General features: G+C 72.9%; 15 protein-coding genes and 3 pseudogenes. 16 read left to right on the top strand and 2 right to left on the bottom strand.

What is annotated here, in order from left to right; translation table 11 throughout:
- The 16 genes and pseudogenes from QQK22_RS11540 to QQK22_RS11470 all read left to right on the top strand — a co-directional run bounded on the left by QQK22_RS11540 (position 1) and on the right by QQK22_RS11470 (position 17,267).
- Entirely contained in the window at positions 1-555 is a 555-nt protein-coding gene (locus tag QQK22_RS11540) for an NADH-quinone oxidoreductase subunit B (RefSeq protein WP_284251079.1), read from the top strand.
- Positions 552-1,310 (top strand): NADH-quinone oxidoreductase subunit C, encoded by a 759-nt coding sequence (locus QQK22_RS11535; RefSeq protein WP_284251078.1) that lies wholly within the window; start codon positions 552-554, stop codon positions 1,308-1,310. The genes QQK22_RS11540 and QQK22_RS11535 overlap by 4 nt, the downstream gene beginning before the upstream one ends.
- Complete coding sequence (locus QQK22_RS11530; protein WP_431310153.1) at positions 1,307-2,668, top strand: NADH-quinone oxidoreductase subunit D; 1,362 nt, start codon at positions 1,307-1,309, stop codon at positions 2,666-2,668. The genes QQK22_RS11535 and QQK22_RS11530 overlap by 4 nt, the downstream gene beginning before the upstream one ends.
- Positions 2,665-3,624, top strand: a complete 960-nt coding sequence (nuoE, locus tag QQK22_RS11525; protein ID WP_284251077.1) for an NADH-quinone oxidoreductase subunit NuoE — start codon at positions 2,665-2,667, stop codon at positions 3,622-3,624. Before QQK22_RS11530 ends, nuoE begins: the two co-directional genes overlap by 4 nt.
- Positions 3,621-4,952 (top strand): NADH-quinone oxidoreductase subunit NuoF, encoded by a 1,332-nt coding sequence (nuoF, locus tag QQK22_RS11520; protein ID WP_284251076.1) that lies wholly within the window; start codon positions 3,621-3,623, stop codon positions 4,950-4,952. The genes nuoE and nuoF overlap by 4 nt, the downstream gene beginning before the upstream one ends.
- Positions 4,949-7,501: an NADH-quinone oxidoreductase subunit G gene (locus tag QQK22_RS11515; RefSeq protein ID WP_284251075.1), complete on the top strand. Its 2,553-nt coding sequence runs from the start codon at positions 4,949-4,951 to the stop codon at positions 7,499-7,501. Before nuoF ends, QQK22_RS11515 begins: the two co-directional genes overlap by 4 nt.
- The gene (nuoH, locus tag QQK22_RS11510) at positions 7,498-8,865 is read left to right on the top strand and encodes an NADH-quinone oxidoreductase subunit NuoH (RefSeq protein ID WP_284251074.1); all 1,368 of its coding nucleotides are present in this window, start codon (positions 7,498-7,500) and stop codon (positions 8,863-8,865) included. Before QQK22_RS11515 ends, nuoH begins: the two co-directional genes overlap by 4 nt.
- Positions 8,858-9,493: an NADH-quinone oxidoreductase subunit NuoI gene (nuoI, locus tag QQK22_RS11505; RefSeq protein WP_284251073.1), complete on the top strand. Its 636-nt coding sequence runs from the start codon at positions 8,858-8,860 to the stop codon at positions 9,491-9,493. The genes nuoH and nuoI overlap by 8 nt, the downstream gene beginning before the upstream one ends.
- Positions 9,490-10,383: an NADH-quinone oxidoreductase subunit J gene (locus QQK22_RS11500; RefSeq protein ID WP_348525574.1), complete on the top strand. Its 894-nt coding sequence runs from the start codon at positions 9,490-9,492 to the stop codon at positions 10,381-10,383. Before nuoI ends, QQK22_RS11500 begins: the two co-directional genes overlap by 4 nt.
- On the top strand, positions 10,380-10,679 hold the full coding sequence (gene nuoK, locus QQK22_RS11495; RefSeq protein WP_284251072.1) for an NADH-quinone oxidoreductase subunit NuoK: 300 nt from the start codon (positions 10,380-10,382) through the stop codon (positions 10,677-10,679). The genes QQK22_RS11500 and nuoK overlap by 4 nt, the downstream gene beginning before the upstream one ends.
- A 63-nt stretch (positions 10,680-10,742) precedes the next feature.
- Entirely contained in the window at positions 10,743-12,599 is a 1,857-nt protein-coding gene (gene nuoL / locus QQK22_RS11490) for an NADH-quinone oxidoreductase subunit L (RefSeq protein ID WP_284252708.1), read from the top strand.
- Positions 12,600-12,625: 26 nt separating this feature from the next.
- Positions 12,626-14,077, top strand: a pseudogene (locus QQK22_RS11485) (NADH-quinone oxidoreductase subunit M); the annotation flags it as partial.
- Positions 14,078-14,429: 352 nt separating this feature from the next.
- Positions 14,430-14,990 (top strand): annotated as a pseudogene (locus QQK22_RS18840) (proton-conducting transporter transmembrane domain-containing protein); the annotation flags it as partial.
- 119 nt (positions 14,991-15,109) lie between these two features.
- Positions 15,110-15,759: pseudogene (locus QQK22_RS18835) on the top strand (proton-conducting transporter transmembrane domain-containing protein).
- Entirely contained in the window at positions 15,756-16,772 is a 1,017-nt protein-coding gene (locus QQK22_RS11475; protein ID WP_284251070.1) for a polyprenyl synthetase family protein, read from the top strand. Before QQK22_RS18835 ends, QQK22_RS11475 begins: the two are co-directional and overlap by 4 nt.
- A 234-nt stretch (positions 16,773-17,006) precedes the next feature.
- Positions 17,007-17,267 (top strand): hypothetical protein, encoded by a 261-nt coding sequence (locus QQK22_RS11470; RefSeq protein WP_284251069.1) that lies wholly within the window; start codon positions 17,007-17,009, stop codon positions 17,265-17,267.
- A gap of 305 nt (positions 17,268-17,572) precedes the next feature.
- Here QQK22_RS11470 and eccCb read toward each other — a convergent pair whose 3' ends face one another.
- A complete protein-coding gene (eccCb, locus tag QQK22_RS11465; protein ID WP_284251068.1) occupies positions 17,573-19,150 on the bottom strand; it encodes a type VII secretion protein EccCb in 1,578 nt (525 codons plus the stop codon).
- Positions 19,093-21,549: a type VII secretion protein EccCa gene (gene eccCa, locus QQK22_RS11460; protein ID WP_284251067.1), complete on the bottom strand. Its 2,457-nt coding sequence runs from the start codon at positions 21,547-21,549 to the stop codon at positions 19,093-19,095. Before eccCa ends, eccCb begins: the two co-directional genes overlap by 58 nt.
- Between the last annotated feature and the right edge of the window lie 17 nt (positions 21,550-21,566).

Genomic DNA, 21,566 nt, shown 5'->3' with positions numbered 1-21,566 from the left:
GTGGCCGGTATCGAGGAGAAGGCGCCGGGCTTCGCGCTCGGCACGATCAGCGATCTCGTGGGCCTGGCGCGCAAGGCGTCGATGTGGCCCGTGACGATGGGCCTGGCCTGCTGCGCCATCGAGATGATGGCCACGGGCGGGGCGCGGTTCGACATCTCGCGCTTCGGCATGGAGGTCTTCCGTGCCTCCCCGCGGCACGCCGACGTCATGATCGTCTCGGGCCGGCTCTCGCAGAAGATGGCCCCCGTCGTCCGTCAGGTCTACGACCAGATGACGGGCCCGAAGTGGGTCATCTCGATGGGCGCCTGCGCGTCCTCGGGCGGCATGTTCAACAACTACGCGATCGTCCAGGGCTGCGACCACATCGTGCCCGTGGACATCTACCTCCCCGGTTGCCCGCCGCGGCCCGAGATGCTGCTGCACGCGATCATCGAGCTGCACGAGCAGGTGAAGAACACCCCGCTCGGCCTGAACCGGGTCGAGGCGGCACGTGCGGCCGAGGCCGCGGCGCTCGCGGCGGTGCCGACGCACGCGCAGAAGGGGCTGCTCGCGTGACGACCCCTGACGTGCCGGAGGGCCCCGCGGGCGGCCGCCAGGCGGGCGCCGATCTCGGTCTCACCCCGGTCTCGCGCGACGGTCAGAGCCTCGGCGACCTCGTCGCGAAGCGCCAGGGCCTGTTCGGGGACGACGGCGCCGGCGACACCTCCGGCTTCGGCGGGCTGCGCACCGCCGTCGTGCTCGGGGTCCCGAGCGAGCGTCCCTACGGCGGCTGGTTCGACGACGGCGTCGACCTCCTGGGCGAGGCGCTCGCCGACGCGGGGGTCGCGTTCGAGGACGCCGTCGCCAAGGTCGTGGTCGACCGCGGCCAGCTGACGATCGAGGTCCGCCGCGAGCACATCGTCACCGTGTGCCGCCTGCTGCGCGACGAGCAGGACCTCCGCTTCGAGCTGTGCCTCGGTGTCAACGGCGTGCACTACCCGAGCGACGTCGGCCGCGAGCTGCACGTGGTCTACCCGCTGCGCTCGATCACGCACTCCCCGCGCACGCTGTGCCTCGAGGTCGTCGTGGGAGACGACGACCCGCACGTCCCCTCCACCACGAGCGTCTACCCGACCAACGACTGGCACGAGCGCGAGGTCTGGGACTTCTTCGGGATCGTGTTCGACGGGCACCCCGCCCTGGCGCGCATCGCGATGCCGGACGACTGGGTCGGCCACCCGCAGCGCAAGGACTACCCCCTGGGCGGCATCCCCGTGGAGTACAAGGGCGCCACCATCCCCCCGGCCGACGAGCGGAGGTCCTACCGGTGAGCACCACGGGATTCGACAGCGACGTCGACAGCGACTCCGGACCCGACGAGGCCGCCCCCGGCGCGACCTTCACCGCCAACGGCGGCGACTGGACCGCGATCGCGGAGGAGGCGGCCCGCCTCGGCGAGGAGCGGATCGTCGTCAACATGGGGCCGCAGCACCCCTCCACGCACGGCGTGCTGCGCCTCATCCTCGAGATCGACGGCGAGACGGTGCGCGAGGCCCGGGTGGGGATCGGCTACCTCCACACGGGCATCGAGAAGAACATGGAGTACCGCACCTGGACCCAGGGCGTGACGTTCTGCACCCGCATGGACTACGTCGCCCCGTTCTTCCAGGAGGTCGGGTACTGCCTCGGCGTGGAGAAGCTGCTCGGCATCGAGGCGCCCGAGCGCGCCACGCTCGTGCGCGTGCTGCTCATGGAGCTGCAGCGCGCGGCGTCGCACCTCGTGGCGATCGCGACCGGTGGCAACGAGCTCGGCGCCACCACGATCATGATCGAGGGCTTCCAGGCGCGCGAGGAGATCCTCAAGATCTTCGAGCTCGTCTCGGGGCTGCGCATGAACCACGCCTACATCCGCCCCGGCGGGCTGGCGCAGGACGTCCCGCCGGGCACGACGCAGGCGATCCGCGACATGCTGCCGCGCTTCCGCAAGCACGTGAAGCACCTGCACATGCTGATGGACGCCAACCCGATCTTCGCCGGCCGCGCCAAGGGCGTCGGGCACCTCCCGCTCGCGACGGCGCTGTCCCTCGGCGTCACGGGGCCGATCCTGCGCTCGGCCGGGCTGCCGTTCGACCTGCGCAAGGACGACCCGTACTGCGGCTACGAGACCTACGACTTCGACGTCCCCACCTCCACCGACGCCGACGCGTTCGCCCGCGTGATGCTCCGCTTCGACGAGATCGACGAGTCGCTGAAGATCGTCGCGCAGGTCGTGGAGCGCCTGGAGAAGCAGGATCGCGACGGCGCGAGCCACCCCGTGATGGTCGACGACCCCTCCATCGCATGGCCGGCGCAGCTCGCGATCGGCCCGGACGGCCAGGGCAACTCCGCGGCGCACATCCGCGAGATCATGGGGCAGTCGATGGAGTCGCTCATCCACCACTTCAAGCTGGTGACCGAGGGCTTCCGGGTGCCGGCCGGCCAGGTCTACCAGCAGATCGAGCACGCCAAGGGCGTGCTGGGCGTCCACCTCGTCTCCGACGGCGCGACCCGCCCCTACCGCGCGCACTTCCGCGACCCGTCGTTCACCAACCTGCAGTCCCTGGCCGCGATGTGCGAGGGCGGGCAGATCGCCGACGTCGTCGTCGCCGTCGCCTCCATCGACCCCGTCCTGGGAGGGGTGGACCGATGACGATCGAATCCACGTCGCAGCCCGTCACCGTGGGGTCGCTGTATCCCGACGACGTCGCGGAGCGGCTGCGCGCCGACGCCGCCGTGATCCTGGCGCGCTACCCGCAGGAGCGCTCGGCGCTGCTGCCGCTGCTCCACCTCATCCAGTCGGTGGACTCCTTCGTCTCGCCCCGTGGCATCGCGTTCTGCGCGGAGACGCTCGGGCTCTCGCGGGCGGAGGTCTCCGCCGTCGCGACCTTCTACAGCCAGTACAAGCGCAAGCCGAACGGCGCCTACACCGTCGGGGTCTGCACCAACACCCTGTGCGCGGTCATGGGTGGTGACGACGTCTACGACGCCGTGAGCGAGCACCTCGGCGTCGGGAACGACGAGACGACCGACGACGGCCTCGTCACCCTCGAGCGGCTCGAGTGCAACGCGGCCTGCGACTACGCCCCGGTCGTGATGGTCAACTGGGAGTTCTTCGACGACGTGACGCCGCAGCGTGCGATCGACCTGGTCGACCGGCTGCGCGCGGGGGAGCGGGTCGAGGCCTCGCGCGGGCCCGTGGTGCAGGACTTCCGCGCCGTCTCCCGCGTGCTGGCGGGGTTCGAGGACGGGCTGGCGGACGACGGCCCCGCCGCCGGCCACGCCACGCTCACGGGCCTGCAGATCTCCCGCGAGCACGACTGGCGCGCACCGGCCTACCCGGGTGACACGACCGGCACGGCCGACTCTGCCGACACGGCCGAGGCCGACCCCACGGACGAGGCCACGGCCGACGCCGTCGGCCACGGCGACGGCGACACGGGTCTGGAGGACGTCGGCGAGGTCCAGTCCTCCTCCGAGCACGACGCCGCGACGCCGTCGGAGGACGAGGTCGGCGAGCGACCGGACGAGCCGGCGGAGGACAGCGGCGACCAGAGCGCCGCCGAGGGCTCCGACACGAGCCACGACGCGAAGGGCACGGACCGATGACGACCGACACCCCCAGCACGCACAGCACCCCCACCCCCGACACGCTCACCCCCGTCCTCACCGACATCTGGGACGCCCCGCGCTCCTGGACGCTGGCGACGTACCGCGACCACCGCGGCTACGAGGCCCTCGCGCGGGCGAACGAGATCGCGCCCGCGGACCTGGTGGAGCTCGTGAAGTCCTCCGGGCTGCGCGGCCGCGGCGGTGCCGGATTCCCCACGGGCCTGAAGTGGAGCTTCCTGCCGCCGCCCGACGGCGGCCCGCGCTACCTCGTCGTCAACGCCGACGAGTCCGAGCCGGGCACGTGCAAGGACGTCCCGCTGATGATGGCCAACCCGCACGTGCTGATCGAGGGCGTCGCGATCACGGCGCGCGCGATCGGGTGCGAGCACGCGTTCATCTACCTGCGCGGCGAGGTCGTGCACGTCTACCGCCGCCTGCTGGCCGCGGTCCGCGAGGCGACCGAGGCCGGCCTGCTGGGCGACCTCGTGGTCACGGTGCACGCCGGGGCCGGTGCCTACATCTGCGGCGAGGAGACGGCGCTGCTCGACTCGCTCGAGGGCCGCCGGGGCCAGCCGCGGCTCAAGCCGCCGTTCCCCGCCGTCGCGGGCCTGTACGCCCGCCCCACGGTCGTGAACAACGTCGAGTCCGTCGCCTCCGTCCCGGGCATCGTGCTCGGCGGGGCGGAGTGGTTCGCCGGTCTCGGCACCCCCAAGAGCGCGGGCCACGGCATCTTCTCGCTGTCGGGCCACGTCACGCGGCCCGGTCAGTACGAGGCGCCGCTCGGGATCACGCTGCGGGAGCTCCTCGAGCTCGCCGGCGGCGTGCGCGCCGGTCACCGCCTCAAGTTCTGGACGCCGGGCGGGTCCTCGACGCCGCTGCTCACCGACGAGCACCTCGACGTCCCGCTGGACTACGAGGGCGTCGCGGGTGCCGGCTCGATGCTGGGCACGCGCGCGCTGCAGATCTTCGACGAGACGGTCTCGGTCGTCCGCGCGATCACGCGCTGGATCGACTTCTACAAGCACGAGTCCTGCGGCAAGTGCACGCCCTGTCGTGAGGGCACGTTCTGGCTGCAGCAGATCATGCACCGCCTGGAGGCGGGCCGCGGGACGCCCGAGGACCTGCAGTCGCTGTCCGACATCGCGGGCAACATCCTCGGCCGCAGCTTCTGCGCGCTGGGCGACGCCGCCGCCACTCCGATCCAGAGCGGACTGAAGTACTTCCGCGACGAGTTCGAGGCGGGCTGCCACACGCCCGCGCGCGAGCTGTTCCCCTACGGCCGCTCCGCGCTGCACGCACCTGCCCACGAGGAGGTCCCGGTATGACGGTCACGCAACCAGGCACGCAGCAGTCGTCGAGCGCGAAGCCGCCCGTCCCGCTGGTCGAGGTGACGATCGACGGCGTCGTCACCGAGGTCCCGAAGGGAACCCTGGTCATCCGCGCGGCCGAGGACGTCGGCATCGCGATCCCGCGGTTCTGCGACCATCCGCTGCTCAAGCCCGCCGGCGCGTGCCGGCAGTGCCTCGTCGACGTCGCGATGCCCGATCGCGAGGGCAACGTGCGCCCCATGCCCAAGCCGCAGGCCTCGTGCACGCTCGAGGTCGTGCCCGGCATGGTCGTCAACACGCAGCTGACGAGCGAGACCGCGGACGCCGCGCAGCGCGGCGTGATGGAGTTCCTCCTCATCAACCACCCGCTCGACTGCCCCATCTGCGACAAGGGTGGCGAGTGCCCCCTGCAGAACCAGGCGATGAGCCACGGCCGCGCGAGCTCGCGGTTCGTCGACGTCAAGCGCACCTACCCCAAGCCCCTGAGCGTCTCCACCCAGGTGCTGCTCGACCGCGAGCGCTGCATCCTGTGCCAGCGCTGCACCCGGTTCTCCGACGAGATCGCCGGCGACCCGTTCATCGACCTGCAGATGCGCGGCGCGCGCCAGCAGATCGGCGCGTTCGACGAGCAGGTCCTCGGGTTCGACGGCCAGGCCCCGGTCGGCGCCGCCGAGACCGACGTGTCCGGCCGCCCGTTCGCCTCCTACTTCTCCGGCAACACGATCCAGATCTGCCCGGTCGGTGCGTTGACCTCGGCGGCCTACCGGTTCCGGGCCCGACCGTTCGACCTCGTCTCGGCCCCCGCGGTCGCGGAGCACGACGCGTGCGGCGCCGACATCCGCGTCGACCACCGCCGCGGCGTCGTGCTGCGCCGCCTCGCCGGGGACGACCCGGCGGTCAACGAGGAGTGGATCAGCGACAAGGACCGCTTCGCGTTCCACTGGCAGTCCGCGCCCGACCGGCTCGTGGCACCCCTGGTGCGGGAGCCGGGCGAGAGCGGCGACGACACGATGGTCGAGACGTCCTGGGCCGATGCGCTCGACGTCGCGGCCGGGCTCCTCGCCGCACGGCGGGGCGCGCTCGCCGCGCTCCCGGGCGGGCGCGGCACGCACGAGGACGCGCTCGCGTGGAGCGCGTTCACCCGCACCGTGCTCGGGACCAACGACGTCGACTTCCGCGCCCGCGCCTACGGCGACGCGGCCGAGGAGGCCGTCCTCGGCGCGCACGTCGCCGGCACCGGGATCGGGGTGACCTACGCGGACCTCGAGCACGCCGACGTCCTGCTCGCGGGCCTCGAGCCCGAGGAGGAGGCCGCGACGATCTTCCTGCGGCTGCGCAAGGGCGTGCTCGCCGGCACCGCACGCGTCCGGACGGTCGCACCGCTGCGCTCCGGCGGCGCGAGCAAGCTGCGCGCCGAGCTGCTCCCGGCGGCGCCCGGCACCGAGGCCGAGGTCCTGGACACGATCACCGAGCTCGGGGGCGAGGACCGGCCCGGCGTCGTGCTGGTGGGCGAGCGGCTCGCCGCCGCGCCCGGCGCGCTCGCCGCCGCCGTCGCGCTCGCCGGGCGCACCGGGGCCGCCCTCGCGTGGGTCCCGCGCCGGGCGGGCGACCGCGCCGCGCTGGAGGCGGGTCTCCTGCCGCACCTCCTGCCCGGCGGCCGACCGGTCGCCGACCCCGCAGCGCGTGCCGAGGTCGCCGCCGCGTGGGGCGCCGGCGACCTCCCGCAGGCCCCCGGCCGCGACCTGCCCGGCGTGCTCGCGGCCCTCGCCTCGGGCGAGCTGGCCGGAGTGGTGATCGGCGGCGTCGACCTCGACGACCTGCCGGACCCCGCCGCGGCCCGCGCCGCGCTGGCCGCGGTGCGCGCTGCCGGCGGCGTCGTCGTCTCCCTCGAGGTGCGCCGCTCGTCGGTCACGCCGTTCGCCGACGTCGTGCTCCCGGTCGCGCCGCCGAGCGAGAAGTCCGGCACCTACCTGACCTGGGAGGGGCGTCCCCGGCCGTTCGCGGAGGTGTTCACCACCTCGGCGATGTCCGACGCCGCGGTGCTGTCGCTCCTGGCCGCCGAGGTCGGGCTGCACTCCGGGACGGGAGTCGGTGGCGCCGTAGAGCACCGCCCGACGGCGGACCTCGGCGCGGGCGCCCTGCCCGCGTGGCGGGGCGATCGCCTCCCGACGGCGGAGCCGGTCACCGGTGTCCACCCACCGGTTCTGGGTGCAGGTCGCCCCGGCCGCGCCGTGCTCGCCACCTGGAAGCTCCTGCTCGACGGCGGGCGCGGCCAGGACGCCGAACCGCACCTGGCGGGCACGGCCCGCCGCGCCGTCGCCCACCTCTCGCCGACGACGGCGGCGGAGCTCGGCCTCGCCGGCGCCGACACCGTCACGGTGGTGGGCCCGCACGGTGAGGTAACCCACCCGCTCGCGGTCACCGCGATGGTCGACGGCGTCGTGTGGCTGCCGAGCTCGCCCCGGACCGGAGAGGGCACGGGTGCGGCGTCGCTGACGGCCGTCCTCGGAGCCCGCAGCGGCGAGACGGTGGAGGTCCGCGCATGAACCACGGGGTCGTCGCCGACTTCAGCCAGGACACCTGGTGGATCTGGGTGATCAAGGCCGTCGCCATCCTGGTCTTCCTGCTGACCAGCGTGCTGATCGCGATCTGGGCCGAGCGCCGCGTGCTCGCGCGCATGCAGATCCGTCCCGGCCCGAACGTGCACGGACCGCTCGGGCTGCTGCAGTCGCTCGCGGACGCGATGAAGCTCCTGCTCAAGGAGGACCTGACGGTCAAGGCGGCCGACAAGTTCGTCTACCTGCTGGCGCCGCTGATCACGGTGTTCGCGTCGCTGCTGGTGTTCGCCGTCATCCCCTTCGGGCCCGAGGTGAGCATGTTCGGCGTCGTGACGCCGCTGCAGCTCACCGATCTCCCGGTCTCGGTGCTCTACATCCTCGCGGTCACCTCGTTCGGCGTGTACGGGATCATGCTCGGCGGCTGGGCCTCGGGCTCCACCTACCCGCTGCTGGGCTCCGTCCGCGGCACCGCCCAGGTGATCTCCTACGAGCTCGCGATGGGGCTGTCGCTCGTCAGCGTGTTCATCGTCGCCGGCTCGATGTCGACCTCCGCGATCGTGGAGAGCCAGCGCGGCTTCTGGTGGGCGATCGCGCTGCTGCCCGCGTTCCTCGTCTACCTCGTCTCGATGGTGGGGGAGACCAACCGCCTGCCGTTCGACCTGCCCGAGGCCGAGGGCGAGCTCGTCGCCGGTCACATGACCGAGTATTCCTCGATGAAGTTCGCCTGGTTCTTCCTGGCGGAGTACATCAACATGTTCAACGTCGCGGCCGTCGCGACCACGCTCTTCCTCGGCGGCTGGCGCGCGCCCTGGCCGCTCACCCTGATCCAGGACGAGGCCGGGGTCGAGATCCTCAACACCGGCTGGTGGCCCGTGCTGTGGTTCGTGGCCAAGGTCTGGCTCGTGATGTTCCTGTTCTTCTGGCTGCGCGGCACGCTGCTGCGCTTCCGCTACGACCAGTTCATGAACATCGGCTGGAAGATCCTCATTCCGGTCGCGCTCGTGTGGCTCGTCGCGGTGGCCGGCGTTCAGGCCGTGCGCCAGTTCGCCGAGATCGACCTGCGCACCATGCTGATGTGGATCGGGATCCCGCTGGTCGTGGTCCTGGCGGTGCTCCTGCTGTGGCCGGAGAAGAAGGCGCCACCCGAACGCGAGGGTGAGGGCGGCCGTGCAGGTGGGGACCGCGAGCCCGAGGTGATCGACGCCATGGCCGACGGCTTCCCCGTCCCGCCGCTGCCCGGCCAGGTGCTCCCGCCGTCGCCGCGGCGCGCGAGCGTCAGCGTCCCCGTCGTGGCGGGACGGACCGATGCAGTGACTGATGATGTGACCGCGAAGGAGACCGGCGATGCCTGAGGACAAGTCCGAGGAGCGGAAGGGTTCGCTCGGGAGGGCGATCAGCGAGCTGCTCGCCCCCGTCGCCGGCTTCGGCGTGACCTTCTCGAACATGTTCCGCCCGGCCGTGACCGAGCAGTACCCGTTCGTGAAGACACCGACGGCGCCGCGCTACCACGGCCGCCACCAGCTCAACCGCTACCCCGACGGGCTCGAGAAGTGCATCGGGTGCGAGCTGTGCGCGTGGGCCTGCCCGGCCGACGCGATCTTCGTCGAGGGCGGCGACAACACGCCGGACGGCCAGTACTCCCCGGGCGAGCGCTACGGCCGCGTCTACCAGATCAACTACCTGCGCTGCATCTTCTGCGGGCTCTGCATCGAGGCGTGCCCCACGCGGGCGCTGACGATGAGCAACGACTTCGAGCTCGCGGGTCCGACGCGCGAGGGCCTGATCTTCACCAAGGAGGATCTGCTCGCGCCGCTCAAGGAGGGCATGCTCGCGGCCCCGCACCCCATGGTCGAGGGCACGGTCGACGACGACTACTACCGCGGCGACGTCGAGGGGCCGAGCGCGGAGCAGGTCGCCTGGGTCGAGCGCGAGCGCCCGCAGGACCCCACGCTCGAGGCTGCGCGCGAGGCGGCACGGTGATCGCCGCCGCTCCCGGCACCACCGCCGCCGCGACCGCCGACGCCGTCGGCACCGTCGGGTCAGGGGCCGAGCTCGTCCTGTTCTGGACCGTCGGTCCGCTCATGGTCGTGGCCGCGCTGGCGCTGCTGTTCGCGCGCAAGCCGGTGCACGCCGCCGTCGGGCTCATCTTCGTCATGATCGGCATGGCCGTCCTGTACACCGCGCTGGAGGCGCCGTTCCTCGGCGTCGCCCAGGTGGTGGTCTACACCGGCGCCATCATGATCCTGTTCGTCTTCGTCCTCATGCTCGTGGGGGTCGACGCCGCGGACTCGGTCGCGGAGACCATCTCCGGTCAGCGCTGGATCGCCGTCCTGCTCGGCCTCGGCCTCGCCGCGGTGCTCGCGGGGGTGGTGATCACGGCGACGCTGCCCGACGCCGTCGGGCTCGAGGCCGCGAACGAGCGGACCAACCCGGTCGGGGTGGCCTACGAGATCTTCGGGCGCACGGTCTTCACGCTCGAGCTGGTGGGCGTGCTGCTCATCACCGCGGCGCTGGGCGCGATCACGCTGACGCACAAGGAGCGGCTGGCCGCGGTGCGCGACCAGAAGGCCACGGTCAGGCTGCGCCAGCGCGCCTACGCCCGCGGCGAGGGGTCGCAGGTGCTCACGCCCGCCCCGGCCCCCGGCGTCTACGCGCTCTCCAACGCCGCCGACCTGCCCGCGCTGGACCCGCAGGGCCGCCCGATCGACGTCTCGGTGCCCCGCGTGCTGCGCATCCGCGGGCAGGAGCGCGATCCGGGCACGGTGGAGGGCCACGTCGCGCAGATCGCCTCCGGGTCGTTCGTGCGGCCCGACGCGCCCGACGCGCCCGACGGGCCGGACCAGCCGCACGGTGACGAGGAGCAGCGATGAGCCTCGTGCACTACCTCGTGCTGTCGGGGGTCCTGTTCTCGATCGGTGCGATCACCGTCCTGGTGCGCCGCAACGCGATCCTCGCCTTCATGGGCGTCGAGCTCATGCTCAACTCCTGCAACCTCGCCCTGGTCGCCTTCAGCAGGATCCACGGCACGCTCACGGGGCAGGTGATGGCCTTCTACGTGATGGTCGTCGCGGCCGCCGAGGTCGTCGTGGGGCTCGCGATCATCGTGTCCATCTACCGCGCGCGTCGGACGGTCTCCGTCGACGAGCCGAGCCTGCTGAAGGGCTGAGCGTTGATCGATCTCGCATGGCTCGTCGTCGCCATCCCCCTGGCCTCCTCGACCCTCCTGCTCATGCTCGGGCGCCGCAGCGACGCGTGGGGCCACCTGCTGGCGACGCTCGCCTCGGCGGCGGCCTTCGTCGTCGGGCTCCTCGTGGTGCTCGAGGTGGTCGGGCAGAGTCCGGAGGCGCGCGTCAACGACGTGCACCTGTTCTCCTGGATCCCCGCGGGCGAGCTCAGCATCGACGCCGGGCTGCGGGTCGACCCGCTGTCGCTGACGTTCGTCATGCTCATCACGTTCGTGGGCACGCTGATCCACGTGTACTCCATCGGGTACATGAGCCACGACGTCGCGCGCCGGCGGTTCTTCGCCTACCTCAACCTGTTCGTGGCCGCGATGCTCGTGCTCGTGCTCGCGGACTCCTACGCGCTGCTGTTCGTCGGCTGGGAGGGGGTGGGCCTCGCGTCCTACCTCCTGATCGGGTTCTGGAACCAGCGGACCGAGTACGCCGTGGCGGCCAAGAAGGCGTTCGTGATGAACCGCGTCGGGGACATGGGTCTCCTCGTGGCGATGGGTCTGCTGTTCGCGAACCTCGGCACGGTCTCCTTCTCCGGCGTGGACGCCGCGGCCGGGAGCCTGTCGACCCCGATGGCGACGGCGATCGGTCTCGCCCTCCTCCTCGGGGCGTGCGGCAAGTCCGCGCAGTTCCCGCTGCAGGCGTGGCTGGGCGACGCGATGGCCGGTCCGACGCCGGTCTCGGCCCTCATCCACGCCGCCACCATGGTCACGGCGGGCGTCTACCTCATCGTCCGCGCCGACGCGGTCTTCTCGGCCGCCCCGACGGCGCAGCTCGTCGCCGCCTGCATCGGCGCCTTCACGCTCCTCCTGGGTGCGGCGATCGCGTGCGCGAAGGACGACATCAAGAAGTCCCTCGCGGGTTCGACGATGTCGCAGATCGGGTACATGGTGCTGGCCGCCGGGCTCGGTCCGATCGGCTACGCCTACGCGATCTTCCACCTCGTGACGCACGGCTTCTTCAAGGCCGGCCTGTTCCTCGGCGCCGGCTCCGTCATGCACGCCAACGGTGACGCCACCGACATGCGTACCTACGGCGGCCTGCGCAAGGTCATGGTCGTGACTTGGGTGACGTTCGCCGCGTGCTGGCTCGCGATCATCGGCGTGCCCCCGTTCGCCGGCTTCTACAGCAAGGACAAGATCATCGAGACCGCGTTCGTGGGGGAGGGCTGGCAGCCGTGGGTCTTCGGCGGCGCCGCCCTCGTCGGGGCCGCGGTGACGGCGTTCTACATGTCCCGCATGTTCTTCATGACGTTCCACGGGAAGGCCCGCTGGGTCGACGACGCCGCGAGCCTCGGTGCGGACGACCCGCGCCCGCACCGCCACCCGCACGAGTCGCCCCTGGTGATGACGCTTCCGGTGGTCGTGCTCGCGCTCGGGGCCGTGGCGCTCGGGTTCCTCCTCAGCCTCGGTGACGGGATCACGGGGTGGCTGGAGCCGGTCACCGGTCACGTCGACCATCCGGAGCCCGTGCTCCCGATTCCCGTGATCATCGCGACGACGCTCGTGCTCGTCGCGGTCGGCGTCGCCCTCGCGTGGCGCCAGTACGGGATGAACGCCGTCCCGACCACCGCCCCCGCCGGCAGCGTCCTGACGCGCGCCGCGCGCCGTGACCTGTTCGCCGACGACGTCAACGAGGCGCTCGTGATGCGCCCCGGCCAGCACCTGACGCGCACGCTGACCTACGCGGACACCGCGGTGGTGGACGGCGCGGTCACGGGCGCCGCGGCCGGCACCGTGGCCTCGGGCCGGGTGCTGCGACGGCTGCAGAACGGCTACGTCCGCAGCTACGCGGCCACGATCCTCGCCGGCGTGGTCGTCGCCGGCGCCGTCCTGCACCTCGTGCGCCTGTAGAGGAGAGACCGTTGCAGACCTCCGACGTGCCCTGGATCAGCATCCTCATCGGCGTGCCGCTCGTGGCCGCCGTCGTCCTCCTGCTCGTGCCCGGCCTGCACCGCCGCGCGCGCCCGATCGGGTTGAGCGTCTCGCTCGTGACGCTCGCCGGCGCCGTCGTCATGGCGCTCGGGTTCGACGTCTCGCGCGCCGCCGAGCAGCAGATGACCCAGGTGACGCCCTGGATCCCGCAGATCGGCGTGAGCTGGGCCGTCGGCCTGAACGGCCTCGGCCTGGTGATGGTGCTGCTCGCGCTGGCGCTCGTGCCCGTGGTGCTCGCGGCCGACTGGCACGCGGTGCCCGACGACGCGCCCGACACTGCCGACGCGCCCGACGACGACGCCGCCGCGGGAGCCGCCGACCGCCGTCGGGCCACCTTCGTCGCCCTCGTTCTCGTGCTCGCCTCGCTCATGGTGGCGGTGTTCGCCGCGCGCGACGTGTTCCTGTTCTACGTGGCCTTCGAGGTCATGCTCATCCCCGTCTACTTCCTCATCGGGATGTTCGGGGGAGCGCAGCGACGCTCGGCCGCGGTCAAGTTCCTCGTCTACTCGCTCGCCGGCGGACTGGTGATGCTGGTCGGCGTCGTCGTGCTCTACCTCCAGGGTCCCGGCGGGGAGCAGGGCTTCCTGATCGACACCCTCGCGGGCGCGGTGGACGACACCGCGACCCAGCGCTGGCTCTTCGTGGCGTTCTTCTTCGCGTTCGCGGTGAAGGCGCCCATGTGGCCGGTGCACACCTGGCTGCCGGACGCGACGGCGCAGGCCACCCCCGGGACCTCGACGCTGCTCGTCGGGGTGCTCGACAAGGTCGGCACGTTCGGGATGATCGCGCTCTGCCTCCCGCTGTTCCCGGAGGCGTCCCGCTGGGCCGCCCCCGTGATCGTGGTGCTCGCGCTCGTCTCGCTCCTGTACGGCGCGCTCGTCGCGCTCGGCCAGCAGGACGTCATGCGCTTCATCGCCTTCACGTCGATCTCGCACTTCGGCTTCATCGTGCTGGGGATCTTCGTCGGCTCCGAGGTGGCGATGACCGGCGCGATGTTCTACATGCTCGCGCACGGCCTCTCGATCGCTGGGCTGTTCCTGCTCGCCGGCTACCTGGCGCGGCGCGGCGGGTCGCAGCGGCTGGACGCCTACGGCGGCTGGCAGCGCGTGACGCCCGTGCTCGCCGGCCTGTTCCTGCTCTCGGGGATGGCCTCGGTCGCGCTGCCGGGCCTGTCCGGGTTCGTCGGTGAGTACCTCGTGATCGTCGGGAGCTTCGCGTCCTCGATCCCGGCCGCCGCGGTTGCCACCCTCGGCGTCGTGCTCGCGGCCCTGTACTTCCTGCTCGTCTACCAGCGCGTGTTCACGGGTGCGCCGTCCGAGGGTGTGGCGGCGTCCCCGGCCGACGGGTCGCTGCGCGACCTCGACGCCCGCGAGCGCTGGAGCATCGCCCCCGTCGCGGTGGCGATGGTCGTGCTGGGCGTGCTGCCCGGACCGGTCATCGACCTGCTGACCCCCTCGCGCAGGTGCTCGCCCTGGGAGGAGCCCAGTGACCACGTTCGTCCCGCCCGTCATCGACTGGGGCGCGCTCGCGCCCGTCCTCGTCGTGGTCGCCGCCGGCGTCGTCGGCGTCTTCGTCGCCGCGTTCGCACCCGCCCCCTCGCGCCGCCGCATCCAGGTCGTCATCGCCCTGCTCGCGCCCCTGGCCGCGCTCGGCGCGGTCGCCTGGCGCTGGGGCGAGGTGGTCGGCGGGGGCGAGTCCACGCGCGTGGCCGGTCAGCTCGCCGAGGACGGGTTCGGCCTCGCGGCGCAGATGATCCTGCTGGTCATCGCGCTGGTGGGCTTCGCCGTGCTCGCGTCGCGTCTGCCCAGCGGGGAGGACGCGTTCGCCCCGCAGGGCGCCGCCGCTCCCGGATCGCCGTACGAGGAGGCGGCGCGCAAGGCCGGTCTCGAGCAGACCGAGGTCTACCCGCTCGCGCTGTTCAGCCTCGCCGGGATGCTGGTCTTCACGGTCGCGAACGACCTGCTGGTGCTCTTCGTGGCGCTCGAGGTGCTCTCGCTCCCGCTGTACGTGCTCACGGCGCTCGCCCGCCGCCGTCGCGTGCTGTCGCAGGAGGCCGCGCTCAAGTACTTCCTGCTCGGGGCCTTCTCCTCGGCGCTGTTCCTGTTCGGCGTGGCGCTGCTGTTCGGGTTCTCCGCCTCGATCTCCTACGCCGAGATCGGCACGGCCGCGGCCGCGAGCGTGGGCATGGAGGGGATGGCCGTCGTCGGCTTCGCCCTGGTGCTGACGGGCCTGCTGTTCAAGGTCGGTGCCGTCCCGTTCCACACCTGGGTGCCCGACGTCTACCAGGGCGCGCCGACGCCCGTGACCGGATTCATGGCCGCCGCGACCAAGACCGCGGCCTTCGCAGCGCTGGCCCGCCTGCTGTACGTGGCCACCCCGGGTTCTCGTGGGACCTGCAGCCGGTGCTGTGGGCCGTCGCGATCGCGTCGATGCTCGTGGGCACCGTGCTCGCGATCGTGCAGACCGACGTCAAGCGGACGCTCGCCTACTCCTCGGTCGCGCACGCGGGTTCGCGCTCGTCGCGGTCGTGGCGCTGGGCGAGGGCGGCCCCTCCGCCCTGCTGCTGTACCTGCTCGCCTACGCCTTCGCGACGGTGGGGGCGTTCGCCGTCGTGGGCCTCGTGCGGACCTACGACGCCGACGGCTCGGTGCGCGGCGAGGCCACGCAGCTGGCGCAGTGGGCGGGGCTGGGGCGTCGCCACCCCGTGCTCGCGGGCGCGATGGCGCTGTTCCTGCTCTCGTTCGCCGGCATCCCGCTCACGGGCGGGTTCATCGGCAAGTTCACGGCGTTCGTCGCGGCGGCCGACGGCGGGGCGTGGCCCCTGGTCGTCGTGGCCGTGGTGGCCTCGGCGGCGGCCGCGTTCTTCTACGTGCGGCTGATCGTGCTGATGTTCTTCACACGTCCGGGCGACGCCGTCGAGGAGACGCGCGGCGGCGGCACGGCCCCGGCGCGGGCCGAGCGACCGGGCGCGCTGACCCTCGGGGCGCTCGTCGTGTGCGCCGTCGGCACCGTGGGCCTCGGCGTCTGGCCGACGCCGGTTCTCGACCTGCTCGCGCAGGCGGCTAGATTCGTGGTGTGAGCCCGCGTGTGAATCAAGGACCCCTCCCGCTGAGCGACGTCGGCCTGGAGTCCGCCCTGGTCGACGGGCTCGCCGAGGTGGAGCGCCGGCTCGAGGTCGCGGTCTCGCGCACGAGCGTGCTCGCCGACGCCCCCTCGCGCCATCTCCTGGAGGCCGGCGGCAAGCGGATGCGGCCCGCGCTCGCGCTCCTGACGGCGCAGCTGGGCACGGGGACGTCCGAGGAGGTGCTCGAGGCGGCGGTCGGCGTCGAGCTCACGCACCTCGCCTCGCTGTACCACGACGACGTGATGGACTCCGCGACCACGCGGCGCGGTGCCCCGAGCGCCCACCAGGTGTGGGGCAACTCGGTCGCGATCCTCGCGGGCGACCTGCTGTTCGCGCGCGCGTCGCAGACGGTCGCCGGCCTCGGGGCCGAGGCGGTCAAGATCCAGGCCGAGACGTTCGAGCGGCTGTGCGTCGGCCAGCTCCACGAGACCATCGGGCCGCCCGACGGCGAGGACCCGGTCGAGCACCACCTCGAGGTCCTGGCGGGCAAGACGGGATCGCTCATCGCCGCCGCGGCGCACTTCGGCGGCCTCTTCGCCGGGCTGGAGGGTGCGGCGCTCGAGTCCGTGGTGACCTACGGCGAGCGCGTGGGCGTGGCGTTCCAGCTCGCCGACGACGTGCTGGACCTGACCTCCTCGGCCGAGGTGCTGGGCAAGACACCCGGGACCGACCTGCGCGAGGGCGTGCCGACGATGCCGGTGCTGCTCCTGCGCCGCGCGGCGGCGGCCGGGTCGGTCGACGCCGAGGGGCGCCGCGTGCTCGACGCCCTCGAGGGCGACCTCTCCTCGGACGAGGCGCTGGGCGCCGTCGTGCAGGCCCTGGCCTCGCACCCCGTGATGGAGCAGGCGCGCGAGATGGCGCGGGGCTACGCGCGCGACGCCGTCGCCGCCCTGGACGTGCTGCCCGCCTCGCCCGCGAAGGACGCGCTGAGCGAGTTCGCCGACCTCGCGGTGGAGCGCCTCGCCTGAGGGGTTGAGCCTCTGCACCGGTTCGGGTGGCGGGGGCGATTCTCGCCCGCGACGCTCGTGTCGTGATGACGCGGAGCCGGCGGCGGGCCTCGATCGTGGTGCTGGTGCTCGGGGGCTCGCGCTCACCGCCTGCTCGCCGTCGAGCGGGGAGGTCACGTGTACGGCCGTCGGGTGGTCGGACTCCCTCAGCGTCCGGTTCGACGGCGCCGACGACGCCGTCGACGACGTGAAGCTGTGCCGGGGGAGGACTGCTATCCCGACGGCGACGATCCTGACGCCGTCGGGTTCGCCGCCACACAGCTCTCGCCGCGCACCGACGATGACGACGCGTGGATCTTCGCGATGTTCGACCGCCCGGCGGACCTGACCGTGCGGGCCTACGACGTCGCCGGGACCGTGATCGCCGAGGCGGCGGTGGAACCGCGGTGGAAGCGCATCGGTGGGAGCGAGGAGTGCGGCGGACCGCACCACGCCGACGTCGAGGTCACGCTGTGAGGGGCCGCACCGACTGCTGCACAGGACGCGGATAGGCGCGGCTATCCGCGTCCGGCGCAGCGGTCGATGCGCTGTCCGCGTCGAACGCAGCAGTCGACGACAGCGCAGGCGTGGACGCCCCCGGAGTCGCCGCTCCGGGCGGCGGCCGGATCGAGTGTTGCGGCGGGCACGGATAGGCGGGCCTATCCGTGCCCGGCGTCACGGTCGACGGGGAATCCGTGCTCAGCGCAACAGTCGATCCGGGTGGTCGGTCAGCGGGGGAGGGGGCGGAGGGGCAGCAGGGGCTTCCGCGTCGTCGGGGGCGATCAGGGGTGCTGCGGCGGCACCCACGCGAGCTGGGCCACCTGCGCCCCGGCCTCCCGCGTCACGATCGTCGCGCGGCCCGGGACCGTGACCCGCGCCTTGAGACGACCGATCAGCGCACCCTCGTCCGGGCTGCCCGAGAGCAGCACCACCGGCGCCGCGAGGTCGCGCATCGGCTGCAGCACCGGGTCGTACAGCGCCCGGCTCGCGCCACCCACGCGCCGCGTGACGATCACGTGCAGCCCGACGTCGGACGCCTGCGCGAACAGCGGTGCGAGCGCCTGCAGGGGGTTGCCGGCCGACGTCGCCACCAGGTCGTAGTCGTCCACCAGCACGAACACCTCGGCCCCGGTCCACCACGAGCGCGCCCGCAGCTCGGCCGGCGTGACGTCCGGACCGGGCATCCGGGTGCGCAGGTACTCGGCGAGCCCCTTGAGCTGCGCCACCGCGTCGTCGTGCGACGTCACGTAGGTGTTGAGGTACTCCTGCGGGATCTCGCCCAGGAGCGCGCGGCGGTAGTCGAGCGCCACGAACTGCGCCTGCTTCGGTGTGCGGGTGCGCATCACCTCGGACACGACGCCGCGCAGGAAGGAGGACTTCCCCGACCCGCTGTCACCGAGCAGCACGACGTGCGGGTTCGCGTCGACGTCGAGCGCCAGCGGGGCCAGCGCCGCCTCGTCGACGCCGAGCAGCACCCGCGTCTCCTCCGGCCCGGCCTGCGCGCGGACCTCGTCCAGCGTGACCAGCTCGGGCAGCAGGCGCAGCTTCGGTCCGGGCGGGCCGTCCCACGCGGAGGCGACCGTCTGCACCAGGTCGCTCACGCCGTCGCCCAGCGTGCGGGGGCTCGCGTCGCCGTCGACGCGGGGGAGGGCCGACAGGAAGTGGTGCTTGCCGGGGGTCAGGCCGCGGCCCGGCCGGTCGGTCGGCACCTGCTGCGCGACCTTGCGGTCCACCTCGGAGTCCAGCGCGTCGCCCAGCCGCAGCTCGAGCCGCGTGCCGATCGCGTCCTTCATCTGCGAGCGCACGTCCATCCAGCGGCCCGTCGCGAGCATCACGTGCAGACCGAAGGTCAGCCCGCGCCCGGCGAGCGCCTGGATCTGCGGCTCGACGTCGTCGAACTCGTTGCGCAGCGTCGTCCAGCCGTCCACCACGAGGAAGATGTCGCCGTAGCCGTCGTCGACGCCGGAGGGGTCGCCCGGCTTGCGCCGCGCGCGGTACGTCTCGACCGTGTCGATCCCCTTGTCGCGGAAGTACTGCTCCCGCGCGTTGACCAGGGCCGTCACCTCGGCCACCGTGCGCCGCACGACGTCGGGCTCGCTGCGGCCCGTCACGCTCGCCACGTGCGGCAGGTCGCGGAACGGGGTGAACGTCCCGCCGCCGAAGTCGAGCACGTAGAAGTGCGCCTCGAGCGGGGTGTGCGTCAGCGCGATGCCGGTGACGATCGAGCGCAGCATCGTGCTCTTGCCCGTGCGCGGGGCGCCGATGACGCCGACGTGGCCGGCGGCACCGCCGAGCGTGATCGTCAGCGTCTCGCGACGCTGCTCGAGCGGACGGTCCACGAGACCGAGCGGCACCACCATGTCGCCCGCCGCGCGCCACCCGGGGAGTGCAGGCCGCGGCCGGGCTCCACCACGAGGTCGGGCGCCAGCTCGTCGAACGTCAGCGGCACCTCGAGCGGGGGCAGCCAGACCTGGTGGGCCGGCGGACCGCCGTCCTTCATCCGCCGCACCGCGATGTCGAACGTCGCGCGGCCGTCGTCGGGATCGCCCTGCGGCTCCGGTTCGGCCTCGACGACCTGCGCGGGCGCCTGCACCGGGGCGGCCGTGAACGGCGTCAGCCGCACGTCGCCGGAGGAGCGTCGGCGGCGGCGCCGGCGGCGCGGCGGCGGACCCGAGACGTAGGCCGCCCGGAACTGGATGAGCGAGGTGGTGTCGGGCTTGAGGTAGCCGACGCCGGGGATCGACGGCAGCGTGTACGCGTCCGGCACACCCAGCACGGTGCGCGACTCGGCCGAGGAGAACGTGCGCAGACCGATCCGGTAGGACAGGTGCGACTCGAGCCCGCGCAGCCGGCCCTCCTCCAGTCGCTGGCTGGAGAGCAGGAGGTGCATCTGGAGCGAGCGCCCGAGGCGCCCGATCGCCACGAACAGGTCCGTGAACTCGGGCTTGGCGGAGAGGAGCTCGGAGAACTCGTCGCACACGATCAGCAGCGCCGGCAGCGGCGGCAGGTCCGTGCGACCGCCGAGGCGGGCCTTGGTGTACTCGCCGACGTTCGTGAAGTTCCCCGCCGAGCGCAGCAGCTCCTGCCGCCGCGTCATCTCGCCCTGCAGCGCGTCCTGCATGCGGTCGACCAGCGAGAGCTCCTCGCCGAGGTTCGTGATGATCGCCGAGACGTGCGGCATGTCCGCCATCCCCGCGAACGTCGCGCCACCCTTGAAGTCGACGAGCACGAAGTTCAGGTCCTCCGAGGAGTGCGTCATCGCGAGCGCCAGCACCAGCGTGCGCAGCACCTCCGACTTGCCCGACCCGGTGGCGCCGATGATCAGGCCGTGCGGACCCATGCCCTCCTCGGCCGACTCCTTGATGTCCAGGTGCAGCGGGGCGCCGTGGCTCGTCATCCCGATCGGCACGCGCAGCCGGTCGCGCCGCGAGCGCGGCCGCCACCCCTCGCGAGGCGTGAAGTCGCGCACGTCGCCCAGCCCGAGCAGGTCCACGAGCTCCGCCGACGTCACGGTGCGCGCCCCGCCGTCGTCCTCGGTCGGCAGCCCGCCGCGGATGAGACGCCGCGCGACGGCCTCGGCGCCCACGAGCGAGAGCGCGTCGGCCTCGCCCTCGCGCGCCTCGACGCCGTAGCGCACCACGCTCAGGTGCTGCGCGGCGTCCTGCTCGCGACCGGACCTCGGGCGCAGCAGCAGCCGGGTGTGGTGGACGTCGGCGATGTCGCCCCACTCCTGCGGCAGGTCGACCACCGTGACGCCCTGCAGCCCGTCCTCGCGGGCGAGGGCGTGCGTGCGCGGCAGGCGCGCGCCGTCGGTCACGACGATCACGTGCGGCAGCGCCTGCTCCGCCGCGATGGAGAACGGGCCGCGCTCGCCCAGCGGCAGCATGCGGAGCAGCTCCTCGGCGTCGCTCCCGATCACGCGCACGTGCCCGGCGCCGTCGGTCCGGCTCGGCGACCACGCGTGCGGCAGCCACTTCGCCCACTCCCAGTGCACCAGGTTCTCGGGCGAGGCCACGACGGCGATCCGCAGCTCCGCGGGGGAGGCGAACGTCGCGAGGTGGCACAGCATCGCGCGGGCGAGCGCGCGGGCCGCCTCGTCCTCACCCGCGACCTCGACGCGCGAGGTGGAGGTGAGGTCGATGCGCGAGGGCAGGTCGGTCTGCACCGAGTGGGTGGTGACGAAGCGGTGGGCGGCGCTCGCGGCGACGGGGTCGGGCTGGGCGTTCGGCTCCGGTTCGGCCTCCTCGATGCTCACCGACAGCGGGGCCTGGGCGGTGCCGACCCGCACGTGCAGCAGATCGGGATCGCCCGCCCGCCGCTCCCACACCCGGGTGCCCTCTTCGGCCAGCAGCGCCAGCGCCTCCGGCCGCGGCATGTGCCACTCGGAGCCCACGCGCTGCCGCCCGGCGGCCGCCCGGACGTCCTCCCGCAGCCCGGCGAGGTAGGACAGGTACTCCCGGCGCGCCCCCGTCACGGCCGCCTTGTGCATCGAGCGCTGACGGATCAGGTTGACCACGACGAAGCCGATCGAGGCCACGAGGATGGCGGCGCCCATCATGATGCGCGTGGTGGAGACACCCCCGCCACCGGTCGCGCCGAGCGTGATCACCGCGATGGAACCGACGCTGCCCATCACGGGCATGATCGTCATCGCGGCGTTGTTGCCGCCCTCCGGCTTGACCAGGTCCGGCGGCGCCTGGACCTCGATCGTCCCGGTCGGCACCGGCGGGGCCTCGACCCGGCCCGTCTCCACGCTCATCCTGGTCCTCCCGGCGC

Origin of the sequence: Litorihabitans aurantiacus (assembly GCF_030161595.1) — a bacterium.
Lineage (GTDB): Bacteria > Actinomycetota > Actinomycetes > Actinomycetales > Beutenbergiaceae > Litorihabitans > Litorihabitans aurantiacus.
This window is presented reverse-complemented; position numbering and strand designations above follow the sequence as displayed.